General features: G+C 64.3%; 16 protein-coding genes. 5 read left to right on the top strand and 11 right to left on the bottom strand.

Annotation, left to right across the window (positions count from 1 at the left end; translation table 11 throughout):
* Nucleotides 1–205 precede the first annotated feature (205 nt).
* Entirely contained in the window at nt 206–979 is a 774-nt protein-coding gene (locus tag AC1DYM_RS09090; RefSeq protein ID WP_477337648.1) for an alpha/beta fold hydrolase, read from the top strand.
* Between the two features lie 9 nt (nt 980–988).
* Here AC1DYM_RS09090 and AC1DYM_RS09085 read toward each other — a convergent pair whose 3' ends face one another.
* From AC1DYM_RS09085 to AC1DYM_RS09050, 8 genes are all read right to left on the bottom strand, one after another.
* Nucleotides 989–1693, bottom strand: coding sequence for an MgtC/SapB family protein (locus AC1DYM_RS09085; RefSeq protein ID WP_477337647.1), 705 nt, complete (start codon nt 1691–1693; stop codon nt 989–991).
* Between the two features lie 9 nt (nt 1694–1702).
* Nucleotides 1703–1975, bottom strand: coding sequence for a DUF3325 domain-containing protein (locus AC1DYM_RS09080; protein WP_477337646.1), 273 nt, complete (start codon nt 1973–1975; stop codon nt 1703–1705).
* Entirely contained in the window at nt 1972–3504 is a 1533-nt protein-coding gene (locus AC1DYM_RS09075) for a PepSY-associated TM helix domain-containing protein (protein WP_477337645.1), read from the bottom strand. The genes AC1DYM_RS09080 and AC1DYM_RS09075 overlap by 4 nt, the downstream gene beginning before the upstream one ends.
* Nucleotides 3501–3788, bottom strand: coding sequence for a hypothetical protein (locus AC1DYM_RS09070; RefSeq protein WP_477337644.1), 288 nt, complete (start codon nt 3786–3788; stop codon nt 3501–3503). Before AC1DYM_RS09070 ends, AC1DYM_RS09075 begins: the two co-directional genes overlap by 4 nt.
* 125 nt (nt 3789–3913) lie before the next feature.
* On the bottom strand, nt 3914–4864 hold the full coding sequence (locus AC1DYM_RS09065) for an aldo/keto reductase (RefSeq protein WP_477337643.1): 951 nt from the start codon (nt 4862–4864) through the stop codon (nt 3914–3916).
* A complete protein-coding gene (locus AC1DYM_RS09060) occupies nt 4861–6330 on the bottom strand; it encodes an efflux transporter outer membrane subunit (RefSeq protein WP_477337642.1) in 1470 nt (489 codons plus the stop codon). The genes AC1DYM_RS09065 and AC1DYM_RS09060 overlap by 4 nt, the downstream gene beginning before the upstream one ends.
* Before the next feature lie 15 nt (nt 6331–6345).
* On the bottom strand, nt 6346–7842 hold the full coding sequence (locus AC1DYM_RS09055) for a DHA2 family efflux MFS transporter permease subunit (protein WP_477337641.1): 1497 nt from the start codon (nt 7840–7842) through the stop codon (nt 6346–6348).
* Entirely contained in the window at nt 7839–8939 is a 1101-nt protein-coding gene (locus tag AC1DYM_RS09050) for an HlyD family secretion protein (protein WP_477337640.1), read from the bottom strand. The genes AC1DYM_RS09055 and AC1DYM_RS09050 overlap by 4 nt, the downstream gene beginning before the upstream one ends.
* A 106-nt stretch (nt 8940–9045) precedes the next feature.
* Between AC1DYM_RS09050 and AC1DYM_RS09045 the strand changes: the two genes are divergently transcribed.
* Nucleotides 9046–9657: a TetR/AcrR family transcriptional regulator gene (locus AC1DYM_RS09045; protein WP_477337639.1), complete on the top strand. Its 612-nt coding sequence runs from the start codon at nt 9046–9048 to the stop codon at nt 9655–9657.
* Nucleotides 9654–10250, top strand: a complete 597-nt coding sequence (gene mug, locus AC1DYM_RS09040) for a G/U mismatch-specific DNA glycosylase (protein WP_477337638.1) — start codon at nt 9654–9656, stop codon at nt 10248–10250. Before AC1DYM_RS09045 ends, mug begins: the two co-directional genes overlap by 4 nt.
* A gap of 81 nt (nt 10251–10331) precedes the next feature.
* Here mug and AC1DYM_RS09035 read toward each other — a convergent pair whose 3' ends face one another.
* Together AC1DYM_RS09035 and AC1DYM_RS09030 are read right to left on the bottom strand one after the other, a co-directional pair.
* The gene (locus AC1DYM_RS09035; RefSeq protein ID WP_477337637.1) at nt 10332–11996 is read right to left on the bottom strand and encodes an MFS transporter; all 1665 of its coding nucleotides are present in this window, start codon (nt 11994–11996) and stop codon (nt 10332–10334) included.
* A gap of 12 nt (nt 11997–12008) precedes the next feature.
* Nucleotides 12009–13499, bottom strand: coding sequence for a hypothetical protein (locus AC1DYM_RS09030; protein ID WP_477337636.1), 1491 nt, complete (start codon nt 13497–13499; stop codon nt 12009–12011).
* Between the two features lie 167 nt (nt 13500–13666).
* On the opposite strand from AC1DYM_RS09030, the gene acs reads away from it, so the two are divergent.
* Both acs and AC1DYM_RS09020 read left to right on the top strand, forming a co-directional pair.
* Complete coding sequence (acs, locus tag AC1DYM_RS09025) at nt 13667–15607, top strand: acetate--CoA ligase (protein WP_477337635.1); 1941 nt, start codon at nt 13667–13669, stop codon at nt 15605–15607.
* A gap of 6 nt (nt 15608–15613) precedes the next feature.
* Entirely contained in the window at nt 15614–16282 is a 669-nt protein-coding gene (locus AC1DYM_RS09020; RefSeq protein ID WP_477337634.1) for a response regulator transcription factor, read from the top strand.
* Nucleotides 16283–16289: 7 nt separating this feature from the next.
* Here AC1DYM_RS09020 and AC1DYM_RS09015 read toward each other — a convergent pair whose 3' ends face one another.
* Entirely contained in the window at nt 16290–19775 is a 3486-nt protein-coding gene (locus AC1DYM_RS09015) for a hybrid sensor histidine kinase/response regulator (RefSeq protein ID WP_477337633.1), read from the bottom strand.
* Nucleotides 19776–19800: the final 25 nt, after the last annotated feature.

Genomic DNA, 19800 nt, shown 5'->3' with positions numbered 1-19800 from the left:
TGTTTTCATGCTCTTTTCTTCCAAGATTTACAAATGTGCAGGGCGATAGGCTGCCGCCTAGATAGATCGTGCAACATTTCAACGCACACTATTGAAATGGAAATCGGCTTCGTCCGGTTTATTGGGACAGGCGTCAGCAAGCCGGGCCCCAAGAGCCGGAACGTGCGCTGCCGTCGTCCCCTCAGCATGTACAAGGAGCTCCACCATGTTCCGTTCCCTGATCCGTACCGCCCTGTTCGCCGCCATCGCAGTCAGCCCGGCCGCATTCGCCGCCGAGAAGCCCACGATCGTTCTGGTCCACGGCGCCTTCGCCGATTCGTCCAGCTGGAACGGCGTGATCGGTCAGCTGCACAAGGACGGCTACACCGTCGTGGCCGCGCCCAACGAGTTGCGCAGCGTGAAAACGGACGCGGCCGAAGTGGCCAATCTGGTCGGCAGCATCAAGACGCCGGTTGTCCTCGTTGGTCACTCCTATGGCGGTTCGGTGATCAGCGAAGCCGCCGAAGGCCACGACAACGTCAAGGCACTCGTCTACGTCTCGGCGTTCTCACCCGAGAGCGGCGAAACCGCGGCAGGCTTGTCCGGCAAATTCCCGGGTAGCACGCTTGGGCCGACACTCGCGCCGCCCGTACCGCTGTCGACGGGCGGTAACGATCTCTACATCCAGCAGGACAAGTTCCCGGCGCAGTTCGCCGCCGACGTACCTGCCAAGGACGCCGCGTTGATGGCCGCAGGGCAGCGGCCGATCACCGACATCGCGCTGAACGAAGCGGAGACCACGCCGGCCTGGACGCATGTGCCCTCGTGGCACATCTACGGCGACGCCGACAAGAACATCCCGCCGAAGGCGATGGCCTGGATGGCCGACCGCGCGAAGTCGAAGAAGACGGTCGTGGTCAAGGGCGCGTCGCACGTCGTGATGGTGTCGCACCCGGCGGAAGTCGCGAAGCTGATCGAAGCCGCCGCCAAGGGCGAGTGACCGACGACCTCAGTGACGACGCGCCTTGTCATCGGGCGCGTCGTAGCTGACGCTCTTGAACCCGTCGAGATCGCGCAACGTGTCGGCAAGCGTGGCGAGCTGGTCCTTGCGGACAGGCCGTGTAAACAACACGGTGACGACGTCGTCGCCATCGGGCTCGCGTCGAAGAATCGTCTTCGCAAAGGGAAGATGGTGCTCGGCGAGAGCCGTCTCGAAGACACTCAGGGCACTCGATCCCGTGAGACGCGCGGTAAGGCGTGGACGGCGCTTGGGCTTACCGGTTAGCCGACGTTCGAGCGGCTTTAGCAGGGCGAGGATGACCCAGATGATGCCGGTCGCCATCGCGGCGCCGACGTACATGCCGCTACCCGATGCGAGTCCCACGGAGGCCACTGCCCATAAGCTGGCCGCCGTGGTGAGCCCGCGGACAATCTGGTCGCGCTCGACGAACAGGATGGTGCCCGCACCGAGGAAGCCAACGCCGGTCACCACCTGCGCGGCGATACGCGAGGGATCGAGAACAACGTGCGGATTGTTCAGCACATCGTTGAAGCCGAACGCCGAGACGATGATGGCAAGCGCCGCGCCGACGGCCACGAGCATGTGCGTACGGAGACCGGCCGTCCATTCCAGGCGGCCACGATTGATGCCGATCACGCCGCTGAGTACCGCGGCGGCGAGCAGGCGAAGGAGCAGGTCAAACGGTCCAATCATCGGCCCACGCTAGCGACCCGGCGATAAAGATCTCGTGACCGTGAGTGCGAGCAGCACGATACCCGCGCCGATACTCGCGTAACCGAAGGCGAGCAACGCGCCGAATGCTGCACCTTCCTGTGTCATTTCCAGGGCAAGCATGCCAAGCAGTGCCACCGCCCCGGCCAGCCGAAGCAGCCACACGCGCGAACGCGATGGCCTCCCGCCGATCACCTCGACGTGATGACGATTCATCGCGCCGGCAAGGCAAGCGAACGCGACGATAGCGAGCAGCAGACTCATGCGTTTGCGTCTTCGCGTCGAGTCGTCGCCATGGTCTTGATTGTTCTCCGTGTGGAGGGAACGTGCCTTCCCACGCCCCAGGCGATGGCCAGGCACGTCGTGCCCAGGGCCGCCATGACGAGGTCGATCCAGACGAAGTCCGTGCGCACGAAGACAACGTCGCCCAGCGCGAGTGCGGCAAGAGACACGCCGGCCAGCGTGAACTGGATGATCCAGCCACGGCGCGGTGAAACGAAACACACGTGCAACAAGGCAAGCGCCCAGACGATGAACATCGTATGGATCTCCCACGCGGCTCGTTCGGCCATCGCATGAGGGAGAACTCGATTGGCCCAGAGGAAGGCGGACATCGCCAGCGGCATACCGGCGACGAACGCGACGTTGAGCCGCTCGACAAGGCGAAAGCCGAAGTGCGGTCGCGCCGGATCAGGCAGCTGGGCGCGCCGCTTGACGGTCCACAGGACGAGTCCCGTTGCAACCATGGCGGTACCCGCCACGCCGAGCAGGAAATAGAGCCATCGCATCTCGAGCGAAGCGAAGCGTCCGGCGTGCACGCCGATCATCCCACCGCGCGTCAGTACGCCGGCGCTCTCCGGTCGGGATGCGGCGATAACGGCGCCGGTGGTCCCGTCCATCTGTACGGTCACTTGGTTTGAACTGACGCGATCCGCCCCAGCGCGCTCGGCGACGATGCGCGCGGATGCATCGCCCGGGTGCGTGATCTTCAACGTCGCGACGTGCCCGCCATCCCAGAGTTTTCCTGCTGTCTCGAGCGCGACACGCAGATCGATCAGGGGCATCGCGGTTCCCGTGGCGGCCGGCGTCGTGTAGGAAGGGATGATCTCCGCGAACAGCGCATTGCGACTGCCGTTCGAGCCATTGGCACCCCACGGCATGTACAACGTCATGAGCGTGACGAGGCCGGTGTAAGTGATCATCAGGTGGAAAGGCAGAGCCAGCACGGCGAGTGCATTGTGGCCATCCAGCCAGCTACGTTGTCCCTTGCGCGGGCGGAAGGTAAAGAAGTCGGCGAAGATCTTCTTGTGCGTGATCACGCCGCTGACGATGGCGATGAGCATGACCATCGCGCAGAGCCCGGCGAGCCAGCGTCCCCAGAGGATGGGCATGTAATGCATGTCGAAATGCAGACGGTAGAAAAAATCGCCGCCTTCGGTGGCGCGTACGTCGACCGGATCGCCATGGGCGTCGAGTACGATCGATGCCCGCGTCGCATTGCGCGGCGTAGCCTTGTCGCGGAAGGCCACGGATACGCCTGCGGCGCGCGCATCGGGTAGCGCGATGTTCCACTCCGCCGCGCCCGCCGCATGCGCTTGCAGATAACGTTGCGCGTTGGCGACATCCACGTCGGCTGGCTGGTGGCTGCCGATCTCGGRATGCGTCCATCGCGTGATCTCTTCGCGCCAGAAGCTCACCGTGCCGGCGAGGAACATCGCATACAACACCCAACCGACGATGAGGCCGGACCACGTGTGCAAGGCGGCTTGTGTCTGGCGAAAACCCACGCTCATGTCAGCGCGATGCCGAGTATCGCGGCAGCAGCGAGCACGGCCATGGTGAGCGCTGTGTGGCCGAGACGCTTCGCGCCGAAGACCCAGACGAAGCAGCCCGCGTAGAAAAGGAAGGAGAGCATCGTTGCTGTAAAGCCGGCACCCGGCCGGTCGCCGGGGAGGAGGCGGCCGAGCAGAAAGGTCCACAGGGACACCGTGACATAGCCGCCGACAATGGCAAGGGCGATGCGGGCGATCGTGGCGCCGTGGCCACGACGGGGTACGGGTGGGGAGGTGCCCCTCATGACGATCCTGGGGACGGGGAACCCCAGCCCTAAATGCGAATGAATCGCATCCTAGGGTTGGGGTTGAGTTTCGTCAAGGGAGAGCTTCGCCGATGAATCGGCTCCTACCAAAAGCGCGCGGCTTGTTATTTACGGCTTTCGCGGGGGATGAAGCCGGGGAGGCCGGTGTGGACGACGTCGTTGAGGCGGAGGTCGTTGAGGGTGATGCCTTCGCGGATTTCCTGGAGGGCCTCGGGAGGCAGCGGGGAGATCTCGAAGTTCTCGCGGATGTGCTCGGGGTTGGTGGAGGTGGTGAGAAACGCCGTTCCGCGCTGGACAGCCCAGGCGAGGGCGACGTGCGCCGGCGTTTCCCCGATGCGCGCGGCAATCGTCTTCAACACCGGGTCGTCGGGCACGCGCGGCTCCATGCCATGGCCGAGCGGCGCGAAGGCGAGCAACACGATACCGTTCGCCTTGCAGAATTCGAGCAACTCCCACTCGGGAAGATACGGATGCGACTCGACCTGCACGATGGACGGTTTGATGCGCGCGTTGGCGACGATCTCCTTCACCGTCTCGAGCTYGACGTCGGAGAGACCGATGACCTTCGCCAAGCCATCGTCGACGAGGCTTTCCATCGCGCGCCAGGTATCCAGCAGCGTGATGCCCTTGTCGTAGAGCGGACCGCCATCGGCATCCTTCGGATACTGGTCGTCGCCGGGTGCGAAGGCGAAGGGCGTGTGGATGAGGTACGCGTCGGCGTAGTCGACCTGCAATCGACGCAGGCTCGCCTGGAGAGCGGGCTTGACGCGTTCCGGTCGATGATTGTTGTTCCACAGCTTCGTCGTCACGAAAAGGTCTTTGCGGCGAACGACGCCGTTGTCGATCGCCTCCTTGATCACATCGCCGACGACATCTTCGTTGCGATAGGCCTCGGCGGCATCGAGGTGGAGGAAGCCCACGTCCAGTGCCGTCTTGATGGCGGCGCGTCCCTTCTCGCGGTCGGGAATGAGCGTGCCGAAGCCGACGGCGGGGATAGCCCCTGTGCCGTGGGCGAGGGGAAGGCGTGTATGGCGAAACGTATCAAGGGCACTCATGGTTTTCCTCCGTTAGTGGGGCCACCTGCCATCGATCGCTCGTCACGGTACGCCGCTCTGCGCTGGAATGCTTCGTCGGAATGACCGCCAAGTGCGACGGATAGCTGCACGGTGTCCTGGAATTGCGCGGTCTTCGCCTGGATCTGGCCGATCAGCGCGCGCTGGTAAGAACGTTCGGCGTCGATCACCTGCAAGACGCCGGTCTCGCCTGCCTTGTAGCCTTCACGATTCAAGGCGAGGCTGAGTGCGGCGGAGGTGAGCGCACGATCTTGCGCAGCGACTTCCTCGCTATCGTGGTTGATCGCCTGCAGCACATCGGCCACCTGACCGAGCGAGGACACGACGGTCTGCTGGTAGGTCGCGAGCGCGGCTTTGTAACCATCCACCGCACCGCGCTGGTTCGCCTTGAGCGTGCCGCCGTTGAAGATCGGCGCGGTCAGACCGGCCGCGAGACCCCACAACGTGCCCAGGCCAGGTGCGGGGCCGACCCGCGTGAGCGATCCGGAGAGATTCAGATGCGGGTACAGGTCGGAGGTGGCGACGCCGATCGCCGCGCTCGCGGCGTGGAGCTGCGATTCCGCCTCGAGAATGTCGGGGCGATCGTGTGCGAGATCCGAGGGCAGCGTGACGGGCAACTGGGCGGGAAGCGCGAAGTCGGCGAGGTCGAAGTCCGGCGGCACCCAGTCGGCCGGCCCCTTGCCGGACAGGACGGACAGCGCATGGGCAGCGGTATCACGCTGCTGCGCCAGCGGCGGAAGCAGGGTCTCGTCCTGGGCGAGTTGCGTCGTGGCGGTGGCCACGTCGACCTGCGTGGCGCTGCCGTACCGATGCGCGGTCTGCACCAGGTCGAGGTTCTTCCGATCGTTGGCGARCAGGCTTTCGACCGCGGCGATCTGTGCACGCGCCGAGGCCAGCGTCAGGGCCTGGGTAGCGACATCGCCCGTCACCGTCAGGTAGGCCGCGTCGAAGCGATGCCGCTGCGAATCGGCGAGTGCGACCTGTTCTTCGATGCGGCGCCGGGTGCCACCGAACAGATCGAGGTCGAAGCTCACCCGTGGGCCGACAGCGTAGAAGTTGGAGGTAGCGAAGCCAGTGGCGCCAGCACCACGCTGGCGTCCGCCTTGCGCCGCGAGATCGATCTGTGGGCTCAACGCGCCGCGGACCGAGGTCACGGCCTCGTTGGCCTGCGCGATCGTCGCATCGGCCGCCTCCAGGCCGAGGTTGCCTTCGATCACCTTGCGCATGACCTGATCCAGTTTCGGTGAACCCAGCGATGACCACCAGTCGCCGTCGATCTTCTTGTCGAAATCGATGCGCTGCGCCGTGTTGCCGGCAAGTGCCTGCTCCACCTTGACGTCGTAATGCGTCGACGCGGGCGGCGCGGGCTTTTCGAAATCGGGCCCGACCATGCAGCCGGCGAGCAGCGCGAACGTAGTGGTGGCAAGTGCCGTTTTGACGAGTTTCATGGTCGACTCCGGAAGTCAGTTGACCGGGCGCGGTGGACGAAGGAAGAGAACGAGGGGGCTCACGATGAGCATCGCGATCATCAGCAGCTTGAACTGGCCGATCACGGCGACCATCGCTGCCTGACCGGTGACGAGCTCGTTGATCTGTGCGAGGTGCGCGCCAGCGAGCGCGCCGGTCGCGTGGGCGACGGGACCGTAGGGCCGCACGTGTTTCGCCAGCGCGAGGTGCACGGCCTGCGTGTTGTTGTAGAAGTAGACCTGCACGATGGCGATGCCGATCGTGCTGCCGTAGAGGCGCGCGAGGTTGAAGAACGCGGTGCCTTGCGAACGCAATGCGGGGCTGAGCGTGCTGAAGGCGGCGCGGGTGAGTGCCGGCATGAGGATGCCGAGGCCGCCACCCTGCAACGCACCGGCGACGATCACGGGCCAGCGATCCATCAAGGGCGAGTAGCCGAGCATGCGCCAGTTGCCGTACACCACCAGCGCCATGCCGGCGACGATGACCCAGCGGTTGTCGATCGCCTTCGGCAGGCGCCAGGTGAGTATCAGGGCGCCGATCAACGCGGCTCCGCGAGGAATCGCCAGATAGCCGGCCGTATCGGCGGGATAGCCCATCAGCTCTTCGAGCATCGGCGAGGTCAGCGCGAGGGTCGGCAGCAGCACGAAGCCGAACACGAAGTACATGGCGGCGGAGACGGTGAAGTTACGGTCCTTGAACATGGCGCGGTTGAGGAAGTGCTCCTCCCGGGTCATGACATGCACGACGTAGAGATAGAAGCCGACGACCGACGCGATCGCCTCTGCCCAGATTTCGGGCGAACAGAACCACTCCAGACGCTCGCCGCGGTCCAGGAACATCTGCAGCGCCGCGACCCCTACACTGAAAGTGATGAAACCGAAGACGTCGAAACGCGCGCTGCTCGCGGCTTTCTTCTCGCGAAGGAACAAACCCATCGCGACGAAGACCATCACGGCCGCGGGGAGGCTCACATAGAAGATCGTGTGCCAGCCATGGAACTCGCTCAGGTAGCCACCGATCGCCGGGCCACTGAGGATGCCGAGCAAGGCGGTCACCGCCCAGACGATGCCGATGCGGCCATGACGCAGCGGCGGCAGCTCGTCGAGCAGGATCGCCATCGACAAGGGCGCCAGCATGGCGCTAGCCGCACCCTGGAAGAGGCGTGCAGCGACGAACTGCAGCGGCGTCGTGGCAAGAGTTACCACCACGAGGGCGAGCGCGAACAGCGCCATCGAGGTCTGGAACATCACTTTCCTGCCGAACCGACCGGCCAGCCAGTGCGTCGTCGGCATGACGATCGCGCTTGCCGCGATGTAGGACGAGAAAATCCAGCCCACCTCGTCATCCGACATGGATAGCCCACCCTGGATGTGCAGCAGCGCCGCATTCGGGATGGAGATGTTCACCGCCGACATATAGGTGGCGACCAGCCCCGCACCGATGAGGACGCGATGCGCGCCTGGCGTGCTGTGGGGTGCGACAACGGTGTTCACGGCGAGACGCCTGCCGATGTCGTGTTCACTTGGCTGCGCGTGTCCACCTGCGCGGTCACGCTGATACCGGAGTAGAGCGGCCACTTCGGATCGACCGCGTCGAGTTCCAGGCGCACCGGCAGGCGCTGCACCACCTTGACCCAGTTGCCAGTGGCGTTTTCCGGTGGCAGCACGGCGAACTCGGAACCCGTGCCCGGGCTCATGCTCGCCACGTGCGCCTTGAAACGCTGGCCCGGATACGCGTCGACCTCGATGGTGGCGGTCTGACCGGTGCGCATGTGCGTCAGTCCGGTCTCGCGGAAGTTGGCTTCGATCCAGACATCCCGAGTCGACATCATCGAAAAGACGGTGGTACCGCCGCTGACGAAGTCGCCCACCTGCAGGTCGTCCACGCGGGTAACGATGCCGTCGTCCGGCGCAACAACGTCGGCGTAAGAGAGGTCGAGCTTCGCCCGGTCGAGCTGGGCCCTGGCTTCGAGCACGGTCGGGTGCTTGTTGACGTCGATATCCGGATCGCCGTTGAGGCTGGCGATCGTGTTGGACACCGCCTGCTGGGCCGAGGCGATGTGCTGCCGCGCCACCCTCACGTCGGTATCAGCCCGCTCGAAGGACGCGCGCGAGGCGAAGTCGGAGGCGAGCAGAGCCTTCTTGCGCTCGAATTCCTTGCCGTCGAAGTCGGCGGAGTCCCGGGCGGACTGCACCTCGGCCAGTTGCTGGCGATACGTGGCCTTGAGCGCCTCGACCTGTAACCGCGCCGTACCCAGACGGGCTTCAGCCTGTTCGACGGCGATCCGGTACGGCTGAGGGTCGACGCGGAACAACAACTGCCCTTTGTGGACACGCTGGTTGTCGTGCACGGCGACATCGACCACTTGGCCGGAGACCCGGGCGTTGATCGAGTCCTTCGCCGCGCGGACGAAGGCGTCGTCGGTCTCGATGTCACCCTGTCCACTGAGGAACCGGGCGCCGCCCACCCCGATCATCAGGAGGGGGAGAGCAGCCATCAGGGGCCAGCGCAGCCGGCTGGCCAAGCCGGGGCGTGTCGGGTCCACCTGGCCCGCCGGGCCAGGGCCGTTGTCGGGGTTGTTGCTATTCATAAGATGCAGATACCGGTGAAACCAGGGGAATTGAATTTTGTACTGGTTCGTATAATATGTTTGGGCAGACCCAACTTCAAGGGTTTTTATGCACGGTGGTACAAAAATGGAAACGAACGAGAAACGCCCACGCGGACGGCCCCGCGCGTATGAGCCAGACGTCGCCCTCCGCCGCGCCGCGGATGCTTTCTGGAAAACCGGCTACTCCGGTACCTCGCTGGACGACCTTTCCGCGGCCACGGGCATGAACCGGCCCAGCCTTCGCGCCGCGTTCGGCGACAAGCACACGATCTACATCCGGGCGCTTGAGGATTACTGGGGGCTCAAGTTCGCGACGATGGGCATCGCGCTGTCGGGTGCGGGCACCCTCCCCGAGGTGCTCATGCGGGTGTACGACGCAGCGCTGGACATCTACTTCTCAGGTGACGAGCACGTGCGCGGCTGCTTCGTCGTCGGCACGGCGATTACCGAGGCGCTCGGGGATCCCGAGATACAGGACATCGTCACCCGTGGCTTTCGCAAGCTCGACGCCGACTTCGAAACGCGGCTGCGTGAGGCGCGTGATGCCGGGGAGTTGAAGAAGGATGCCGACGTGGAGGCACTCGCCATGCTCGTTTCCGCGACCATGCACACGATCGCCATGCGCGCCCGTGCAGGTGCTCCTCGTGACGAGTTGAGAAAGCTCGCGGAAAAGGCCGTCGGCGTCATCGGCGGATGATTACCGGCCTGCCCGATGTTGTTGCCCGGCAGTTATCCGTGTTGTTCTGCGGGATCAATCCCGGGTTGGCGGCCGCCGCATCGGGGCATCACTTCGAAGGGCGCGGGAACCGGTTCTGGCGGGTTATCCACCTGGCCGGCTTTACCGCCGAGGAACTCCGGCCGCAGGAAGCTCGACGGATCCTCGAGTTCGGCTGCGGGCTTACCACGGTGGTCGACCGACCGACCGCGGGCGCCGATGAGTTATCGAAGCAGGACTTCATAGACGCGGCTGCCGGCTTTGAAACGAAAGTCGCGACCTATGTGCCACGCTTCGTCGCCTTTCTCGGTAAGGCCGGCTACGCCGCGCTCACGGGTACACGCGAGATACCGTGGGGACGCCAGGCAACGTCGTTGCAAGGCGCCACGGTGTGGGTGCTACCCAATCCCAGCGGACGGAACCGGGCGTTCTCGCTCGATCAACTCGTCGATGCCTATCGCGAACTTCGCGTCGCAACCGACACCCCGCCTTCGGTCGACACCTCGCCTTTTGGCCGACACACCGCCCTGGTAGGAGCCGATTCATCGGCGAGCTCTTCTTCCGATAGTGACTGAGGCAAGCAACCTGGTAAGTGCGCTGCTGCGCAGCGCGGGTTATTTGCCATTCGCCGATGAATCGGCTCCTACCTGTTTTTATTAATGCTCCAGCGGGACATCCTTGGTTTCGCGCACGAAGAACAGGCCGATCACCACCGTCATCAAGGCCACGACGACCGGATACCAGAGGCCGTAGTAGATGTCGCCCTTCCACGCGACGAGCATGAAGCCGATGGTTGGCACGAAGCCGCCGAACCAGCCGTTGCCGATGTGATACGGCAAGCTCATCGAGGTGTAGCGGATGCGCGTCGGGAACATTTCCACCAGCCACGCGGCGATCGGTCCGTACACCATCGTCACGTAGAGCACGAGGATGGCCAGCAACACGATAAGCATGGGGTAGTTGGACTGGCTCGGGTCGGCCTTCTCCGGATAGCCCGCGGTCTTCACCTGTGCCGTAATCTTTCCGGTGAACGCCTTGCCCTTGGCGGTGAAGTCCGCTTTCTCCAGGCCCGCGCCTTCGAACGACTCGATCACTTCGTCGCCGATCTTCACCGTGGCCAGCGTACCGGCAGATGCCGCCGCATTGGTATACGGGATGCCCTTCTTCGCCAGCACGCTCTTGGCGACATCGCAGGAGCTGGTGAAGGTCTTCTTGCCGACCGGGTCGAACTGGAAGGAGCACGCATTCGGATCGGCCGTGACCACCACCGGCGCCGTCGCGGCGGCCGTTTCGATCGCCGGGTTACCGAAGTGCGTAAGGCCCTTGAAGATCGGGAACATCGTCAGTGCCGCCAACAGGCAGCCGGCGAGCACGACCGGCTTGCGGCCCACCTTGTCGGACAACCAGCCGAAGAACACGAAGAACGGCGTGCCGATGAGCAGTGCCGCGGCGATCAGCAGGTTCGCCGTCGTGCCATCGATCTTCAGGCTCTGGGTGAGGAAATAGAGCGAGTAGAACTGCCCCGTGTACCAGACCACCGCCTGCCCGGCCGTGGCGCCCAACAAGGCGAGGATCACCAGACGCAGGTTCTTCCACTGGCCGAAAGCTTCGGTCAGCGGCGCCTTGGACTGCTTGCCCTCGGCCTTCATCTGCTGGAACACCGGCGACTCGTGCAGTTGCAGTCGGATGTACACCGACACGCCCACGAGGACGGCGGAGATCAGGAACGGGATACGCCAGCCCCAGGCTTCGAAGCTCTCGGTACCCAGGCCCAGGCGCGTGCCCAGGATGACCAGCAGCGAGAGGAACAAGCCGAAGGTCGCCGTGATCTGGATGAAGCTCGTATACAGGCCGCGCTTGCCGGGAGGTGCGTGCTCTGCGACATACGTTGCCGCGCCGCCGTACTCGCCGCCGAGCGCCAGTCCCTGTAACAGACGGAGGGCGATCAGGAGCACCGGCGCGAGGACACCCATCGTCGAATAACCGGGCAACACGCCGACCAGGAAGGTCGAGGTACCCATGATGATGATGGTGATCAGGAACGTGTACTTGCGGCCGATCAGGTCGCCCACGCGTCCGAACACGATGGCACCGAACGGGCGCACGGCGAAACCGGCGGCGAAAGCGAGGAGCGCGAAGATGAACTGGCTGGTCTCGTTCAGGCCGGTGAAGAACTGCTTGCCGATGATCGCGGCGAGCGAGCCATAGAGGTAGAAGTCATACCATTCGAAAACCGTGCCCAGGCTCGACGCCAGGATCACGCGTCTGTGACTGGTTCCGATGCTGCCGTCGGCACGAAGGCCGCTAGCGGTAGTTGCCATGTCGCTCTCCAATCAGAACCGGTACATACCGTTGAGGGTGAGTTCGTTACCCGAGGTCTTTTCGCGGCCCAGGCCGTTGACGGTGGTCGAGTCGAGGTTGGAGTGGATCAATTCCACGCTGAAATCGAACGGTCCCGTGGTGTATTGCAGGCTGCCCGCCGTCTGGCGGTTCTTCAGCAGGCCCACCGTGTTGGCGGCACGCCAGCGAAGCACGTCGTTCGTGTTGGGCTTGGCCATCGAGGCGAAGCCATACAAGGTCCAGTGCGCGTCGAACTTGTAACCGGCCTGCAGGTAACCACCCTTTTCCTTGATGTCGCCGAACTGCGAGAGGTTGCCGAAGATCTCGCCGATCGCGTTGCCGGAGTACACCGCCGTCTTCAGGATGAACTGACCGGGCGTCCACATGCCGCCGAGTTCGACGGCCGTGCTGGAGAGGTTCTTTTTGATCGGCGTCGGGGTGTTGCCCTCGACACCGCTGAGGTCGATCTTGCTGTAATGACCGGCGAGGAACGCGGCCCAGTTGCCGCCCTTGGCCGTCAGGCGTGCCTCAAACTGCGGCCTGAAGCCCGCATTGCCCTGGGTAAGGAAGTTGTTCGTATCGGTCCCGCCGGCACGACCGTTCCAGGTACCCTGCAATGCCGCGATATCCAGCCGCCACTTGGTACCTTCGGCGCCGTGGTTGAGATCCTGCATGAAGATCGCGCCCGGGAAGCGCCAACCGATCACGCCACTGCCGTAACCCAGCGGGAAGGCGATATGCGAGAGCGACTGCGGGATGTAGTCCAGCGGGAACATCAGGTCCCACATCTGGCCGACGCGGATCGTGGTGCCGGAGTTGGGGTTGCTGATATCGAAGTACGCCTGGCGCAGTCGCTGCTCGGGCTGTGAACCCGCGTAGGCGCCCGTGCCGTTGAAGCCGCCGAAGAAGTCCATTTCGATGCGGCCGCTGCCGTTCCAGTTCTCGTTGAACTTGGCACCRGCGAAATCGAGCCAGAAGCGCGTGTTGCGGACGTCGACGCCGCTGACCCGGCCATTAGCATGCCCGGCACCGTCCGACGGAATCGGGTATTCAGCGTTCTGGCCGTTGCCGTACGTGTAAGCCCTGTTCTGGCTGAAGGCGCTGACGTCGATGAAACCGTGCAGGGCCAGCGAGACGCCCGGCGCGGTGCCGGTGCTGAAGGCGGGCTTCGCCGGCACCGTCGCCACGACCTTCTCGACCTTGCTGACCTTGTCGTCGGTCGCCTGGGCCTGGGTCTGCGCAGCCTGCGCCGTCGACGTGGCCTGCGTGGTCGCCGCCTTCTGCTCCTGGATCATCGCCTTGAGCTCGGCGAGTTGCTGCTCGAGCGAGTTCACGCGGGCTTCGAGTTCCGCTTCGTGGCTCGTCGTCTTCTTCGATTTCGACTGGGCGTGGGCCATATCCGGCAATGCGGCCATCGGCAGCATCAAGGCACAGGCGACACTCAGGGCGATGGCCTTGCGGCCACCGGAACGGTTCGTCTTCATCATGGTCTCCCCAACCATTGGCGAGCCGAGCATGTGGCACGCGGGCCCGGGCATCCATTCGCCAAAGGTCGAACCTCGACCAAAGTCGTAGCAGGGTCGCCATCTTATGTTGCGCCGCGACGTTACACTTCGTGGCATAGCCACAAGCCAATCTGCAGGAAGAACGCATGTCCGATATCCACCCGGTCGATCCCGCCTTTGCCGCCAGGGCGCACATCCGCAAGGACGACTACCAGCGCATGTACGCCCGGTCCGTCGAGGATCCCGAGGGCTTCTGGAAAGACATGAGCGGCCGGCTCGACTGGGTCACGCCCCCGACGAAAATCAAGAACGTCTCGTACGACCCCAAGGACCTGTACATCAAGTGGTATGAGGACGGCACGCTCAACGTGGCCGCCAACTGCCTGGACCGTCACCTGGAGAAGCGCGGCGACAAGACCGCGATCATCTTCGAGGGCGACGACCCCAACGAGTCACGCAGCCTGACCTACCGCGAGCTCCACCGCGAGGTCTGCAAATTCGCCAACACCCTGAAGAACCTCGGCGTGACCAAGGGCGACCGCGTCATCGTCTACCTGCCGATGATCCCGGAAGCCGCGGTGGCCATGCTGGCCTGCGCACGCATCGGCGCCATCCACTCGGTCGTCTTCGGCGGCTTTTCGCCGGACTCGCTCGCCGGCCGCATCGCGGATTCCGGCGCCAAGCTGGTGATTACCGCCGACGAGGGCTGCCGCGGCGGCAAGAAGATCCCACTCAAGGCCAACGTGGACGAGTCGCTCACTCGTCCGCACACCAACAGCGTGGAGACGGTGATCGTGGTTCGCCGGACAGGCGGCGCGATCAACCTGCAGTCGCCGCGCGATCGCTGGTACCACACCTTGATGGAAGGGCAGTCCACGGACTGCCTGCCGGAGGCGATGAATGCGGAGGACCCGCTGTTCACGCTGTACACCTCGGGCTCCACGGGCCTTCCGAAGGGCGTGCTACACACCAGTGGCGGCTACCTCGTCTATGCGAGCATGACCCATGAGCTGATCTTCGACGTGCGCGAGGACGATGTTTACTGGTGCACCGCCGACGTGGGCTGGATCACCGGCCACAGCTACGTGGTTTACGGGCCGCTCGCCAACGGTGCCACCGTGGTGATGTTCGACGGCGTGCCCAACTACCCGGATTTCAGCCGCTTCTGGCAGGTCGTCGATAAACACCAGGTCACCCTGTTCTATACCGCACCCACCGCCATCCGCGCGCTCATGCGCGAGGGCGAGGCGCCGGTGAAGAAGACCTCGCGTAAGTCCTTGCGTCTGCTCGGCACGGTCGGCGAGCCGATCAATCCGGAAGCCTGGAACTGGTATTACCGCGTGGTGGGCGAGGAACGCTGCCCGATCGTCGACACCTGGTGGCAGACCGAAACCGGCGGCATCCTCATCACGCCGCTGCCCGGCGCAACCGACCTGAAGCCGGGCTCGGCGACACTGCCGTTCTTCGGCATCACGCCCGCCATCGTGGATACCGATGGCAAGCCACAGCAAGGCGCGTGCAGTGGCAACCTGGTCATCACCGATTCCTGGCCGGGCCAGATGCGCACGGTGTATGGCGATCACCAGCGCTTCGTCGATACCTACTTCAAGACCTATCCGGGTAACTACTTCACCGGTGACGGCGCGCGCCGTGACGAAGACGGCTATTACTGGATCACCGGCCGCGTGGACGACGTGATCAACGTCTCGGGTCATCGCATCGGTACGGCCGAAGTGGAAAGCGCGCTCGTCGCCAATCACAAGGTGGCCGAAGCCGCCGTGGTCGGCTGCCATCACGACATCAAAGGCCAGGGCATTTACGCGTATGTCACCCTGGTCGCCGGCGAGACCGGCAGCGAGGAACTGCGCAAGGAACTCATCGCCGGCGTGCGCAAGGAAATCGGTCCGATCGCCGCGCCGGATTTCCTACAGTGGGCGCCCGGTCTGCCGAAGACACGTTCGGGCAAGATCATGCGCCGCATCCTGCGCAAGATCGCCGAGAACCAGCCCGACCAGCTCGGCGACATCTCGACACTTGCCGATCCTTCGGTGGTGAAGAGCCTGGTGGAAGAACGACTGATCAAGTAGCACTCCATGTCCGATGTCCTGATCGCCGACGACCATCCGCTGTTCCGTGACGCCTTGCAGCGTGCGGTACTGGCAGCCTTGCCCGATGCCACCGTACACACGGCGGACAGCGTGCCAGCCTTGTTTGCCCTGATCGAATCGCTGCCCGACGCCGACCTGTTGTTGATGGACCTGCATATGCCGGGCGCGCGCGGCTATTCCGCGCTCGCCCACATCCGCGGCCAGTATCCCGGCTTGCCCACCATCGTGGTCTCAGGCCATGAGGAAGCGCAGGTAGCCAGACGCGCACTCGCGCATGGCGCCTCCGCCTATATCCCGAAATCGGCGGCGGTGGACGATATCGTCGAGGCCGTGCGCACCGTGCTCGATGGCGACGTGTGGCTTCCACATAAGCTAGTCGGCGGCAGCGTGGAATTGAAGCCCGACGAGGCGGACGTTGCCGCGCGCGTCGCCTCACTCACGCCGCAACAGTTCCGTGTGCTCAACATGATCGCCGAAGGTCTGCTCAACAAGCAGATCGCCTATGAGCTCACGGTATCCGAGGCCACGGTCAAAGCGCACATGACCGCGATCATGCGCAAGCTCGGCGTGTCGAACCGCACGCAGGTAGCGCTCGCCGCCAGTCATCTCGACGTCGACAGGGAAGCCTTCCCCGGCAACTCCCCCGAAAGCTGAGACGCTGCTACGCCACATTTGTCCCGGCTCGTTTCACCAGCGCGACGAGGAGGGCGCGAAGCGCGGCCGGGCGCACTGGCTTGTGTAGCAAGGGATAACCCAGCGCACGGGCACGCTGCTTCAGTTCGGTGCTTCCGTCCGCCGTGACCATCGCCGCAGGCGGTAGCGCTCCGAGTTTGTCACCAAGGACGCGCAACGCGGCGAGACCATCCATGTCATCGCTCAGGTGGTAGTCGGCGAGGATCAGGTCGACGTGCGTGGTCGATAAGGTATGCAATGCATCGTCGACATCGATAGCCACGCGGCAGTCCACGCCCCAGCGGCCCAACAAGGCCTTCATGCCCTCGAGAATGGTTTCGTCGTTGTCGATGCAAAGAACGGTCAATGGCAATTGTTCGCCGCCACCGGGACGCGCCATCGCCGGCGCGCGCTTGCGCGACACCGGCGCTGTGCGCGGTACGGCGATGCTGAAGCAGCTCCCGCGTCCGACGCGCGACTGCAGTGCCAGGCGATGGTGAAGAATCCCTGCAAGGCGGTCGCAGATGGAGAGGCCGAGTCCGAGTCCTTTCTCTCCCCAGGGTGACGGACGTTCCAGTCGCTGGAACTCGCCGAAGACTCGCACCTGTTGTTCGTTCGCGATTCCGGGCCCGGTATCCCACACCTCGATGCGGATCTCGTCACCGTGCCGGCGCGCCCCGAGCAGTACGCCACCGACGCGCGTATAACGCAGCGCGTTCGACAGGAAGTTGGCGACGATGCGGCGAAGCAACTGCGCATCGGAGCGCACCGACAGTGTCGTCGGCACGACATGCAGGCTTAGTCCGCGTTGCTCGGCGACCACGGCGAACTGCTGTCGCAGCGAATCGAACAGGTCGGCGAGCGCGAACGGCGCGACTTCCGGGCGGTAACTTCCCGCGTCCAGCCGCGACACGTCGAGCAGCGCATCGAGTAGATCTTCCGCGGCACGAAACGAGGCATCGATGCGTTCGGCGAGCTGCGCCGCGTCACTGTCGAGACCAGGATGCTGACGCAGGGCGGAAGTAAACAGACGCGCCGCATTGAGCGGTTGCAGAAGATCGTGACTGGCGGCGGCGAGGAATCGTGTCTTCGACGCGTTCGCGGCTTCGGCCTCTCGGCGGGCGATCGCCGTCGCGGTCAGTGCTTCGGAGAGTTCGGCGGTACGCACTTCCACGCGTTGCTCGAGCGTTTCGTTCGCATCGATGAGCGCCTGCTCGACCGACTTGTATGCCGTGACGTCGGTGAACGTCGTGACGAAGCCGCCGCCCGGCAGCGCACGTCCGCGCATTTCAATCACCGTGCCGTCGGGTCGAATGCGCTGGAAGACATGCGGTGAACCCGCGCGCATGTAGCGGATGCGCTTGCCGACGTGTTCGTCCACTTCGCCCGGACCACATTCACCGTGTTCGGCATTCCAGCGGATCAGATCCGCGACGGGAAGACCGACATAAACCATGCCTTCCGGATAATCGAACAACTCCACATAGCGTCGGTTCCACGCAACGAGCCGCATCTCGCCATCGACCACGCTGATGCCCTGCGACACATTTTCCAACGTGGTCGACAGCAATTCGCGATTGAAGCGAAGCTCCTGCGACGCTTCATCCATCAAGGCCATCGCCTCGGCGATATCCAGGCCGGTTCCGGACAGGGCGCCCATGAGTATGCGCCGGGCACTCGCCGCACCGACCGCGCTGGCCAACAGTCGTTCGGTAAACTGGATCAGCGGCCGATCCGCGGAGTCGGTCGGCGTCAGCGTCACGCCATGCCGTTCTCCGTACTCGTTGAATGCGCGGGCCGTGACACGCTCACCGACGATGCGGCCGGCGATCGTGCCCAGGTCACGCACGGTGACGCGGCCTTTCCAGTCGCCCGCACCGGTAACGCTGCGCACGTAAGGGTCCACGAACAACGCGGCATGCAGGCGTTCGGCGACGCTCGGCCTGAAACGTAGAGAGATGAAGACCAGGCACGACACGTTGAACAGCAACGACCAGAACGTGCCGTGGGTGACAGGTTCCCAACCACTGAGGTGAAAGAGTTCGTTCGGCTTGAGCCAGCTCATGCCGAACGGCCCGTTGTCGACCCAGCCGCTGCGCATCCATCCGGCGCGCGTCATCGCGGGGAACAGGAGGGTGTATGCCCAGACGACGAAGCCCGCCAGCAGTCCGACATAGACGCCGACGCGACTCGCACCACGCCAGTACAGCGCCGACACGATCGCCGGCGCGAACTGAGCCACGGCGGCGAAAGAGAGGAGGCCGGTCGCGGCCAGGTTCTCGGCGTTGGCGATGATGCGGTAGTAGACGTAGGCGAGGGCGGCGAGGACGACGATGGAAACGCGACGGACGAGAAGCACGATGCCCGAAAGATCCCCGCGTCGCTCGAGATCGAAGCGGCGAATACGCAGCAACGCCGGCATCACCAGATCGTTGCTGATCATCGTCGCCAGCGCTACCGCAGCAACGATCACCATGCCGGTGGCTGCGGAGAAACCACCGACGAAGGCGAGGAGGGCGATGCCGCTGTCGCCCAGGGCGATAGGCAGGTTCAGCACCCATGCGTCGACGTGGCCGTTGGTGACCTGGGGGAGGCCGAGGCCCGCGCTGACGATGGGCAGGACAGCTGCCGAGATCAGCACCATGTAGAGCGGAAACAACCAGCGCGCCTTGCGCAGGTCGCGTGGATCCTCGCACTCGACCACACCGATCTGGAACTGCCGCGGGAGACAGAACATTGCGCAGAACGCGAGCAGGGTCTGTGCGACGAAGCCGGGCGGCATGCTCCCTTTTTCGATCTGCAGCACGGGCGCGTGCAGGGTCTGCGCGATGCCCGGCCCATGCAGATAGGCATAGACACCGATGGCGACGAACGCGAGCAGCTTGACCAGTGACTCCACTGCCACGGCGAGCATCAGGCCGTGATGGTGTTCGGTCGCATCGATGTTGCGCGTGCCGAACAGGATCGCGAACACAGCGAGCAGGGCGGCGCACCAGAGTGCGGTGTCGCCGAACCACCAGGCGGAGTTGCCGGCACCGAGCACGGCGAAGGACATGGCCACCGCTTTGAACTGCAACGCGATATACGGAATGATCGCGACCACGGCGATGATCGCGACGAGGGCCGCGAGGCCGTGAGACTTGCCGAAGCGTGCCGCGATGAAATCGGCGATGGACGTGATGTTGCGCTGGCGGGCGACCAGCACCAGGCGCTCGAGCAAACCGAAGCCGAAGACGAACAGCAGCAACGGACCGAGATAGATCGGCAGGTAGGCCAGGCCCGATCGCGCCGCCGTGCCGACGGCACCGTAGAACGTCCATGAGGAGCAATAGACGGCCAGGGCGAGGCTATAGACGAGCGGCCGCAACCTCGGTTGCCGAGGATAGAGCGGCCGACGGTCGCCTACATAGGCAATAGCGAACAGCATGCCGACATAGGCCAGCGCTACCAGCAGCAGAAGCCAGCCTGCGATCACGATGAGTGCTCCCCGTTCTGCACAA

The organism is Luteibacter sp. P1_D3, from assembly GCF_056406135.1.
The sequence above is the reverse complement of the archived record's forward strand: the minus strand, read 5'-3'. Positions and strand labels throughout refer to the sequence as shown.

Bases quoted from the DNA above. Each gene is read 5' to 3' on its own strand.
- AC1DYM_RS09090 (WP_477337648.1), top strand. From the start codon at position 206: ATGTTCCGTTCCCTGATCCGTACCGCCCTGTTCGCCGCCATCGCAGTC.
- AC1DYM_RS09085 (WP_477337647.1), bottom strand. From the start codon at position 1,693: ATGATTGGACCGTTTGACCTGCTCCTTCGCCTGCTCGCCGCCGCGGTA.
- AC1DYM_RS09080 (WP_477337646.1), bottom strand. From the start codon at position 1,975: ATGAGTCTGCTGCTCGCTATCGTCGCGTTCGCTTGCCTTGCCGGCGCG.
- AC1DYM_RS09070 (WP_477337644.1), bottom strand. From the start codon at position 3,788: ATGAGGGGCACCTCCCCACCCGTACCCCGTCGTGGCCACGGCGCCACG.
- AC1DYM_RS09050 (WP_477337640.1), bottom strand. From the start codon at position 8,939: ATGAATAGCAACAACCCCGACAACGGCCCTGGCCCGGCGGGCCAGGTG.
- AC1DYM_RS09045 (WP_477337639.1), top strand. From the start codon at position 9,046: ATGGAAACGAACGAGAAACGCCCACGCGGACGGCCCCGCGCGTATGAG.
- mug (WP_477337638.1), top strand. From the start codon at position 9,654: ATGATTACCGGCCTGCCCGATGTTGTTGCCCGGCAGTTATCCGTGTTG.
- AC1DYM_RS09035 (WP_477337637.1), bottom strand. From the start codon at position 11,996: ATGGCAACTACCGCTAGCGGCCTTCGTGCCGACGGCAGCATCGGAACC.
- acs (WP_477337635.1), top strand. From the start codon at position 13,667: ATGTCCGATATCCACCCGGTCGATCCCGCCTTTGCCGCCAGGGCGCAC.
- AC1DYM_RS09020 (WP_477337634.1), top strand. From the start codon at position 15,614: ATGTCCGATGTCCTGATCGCCGACGACCATCCGCTGTTCCGTGACGCC.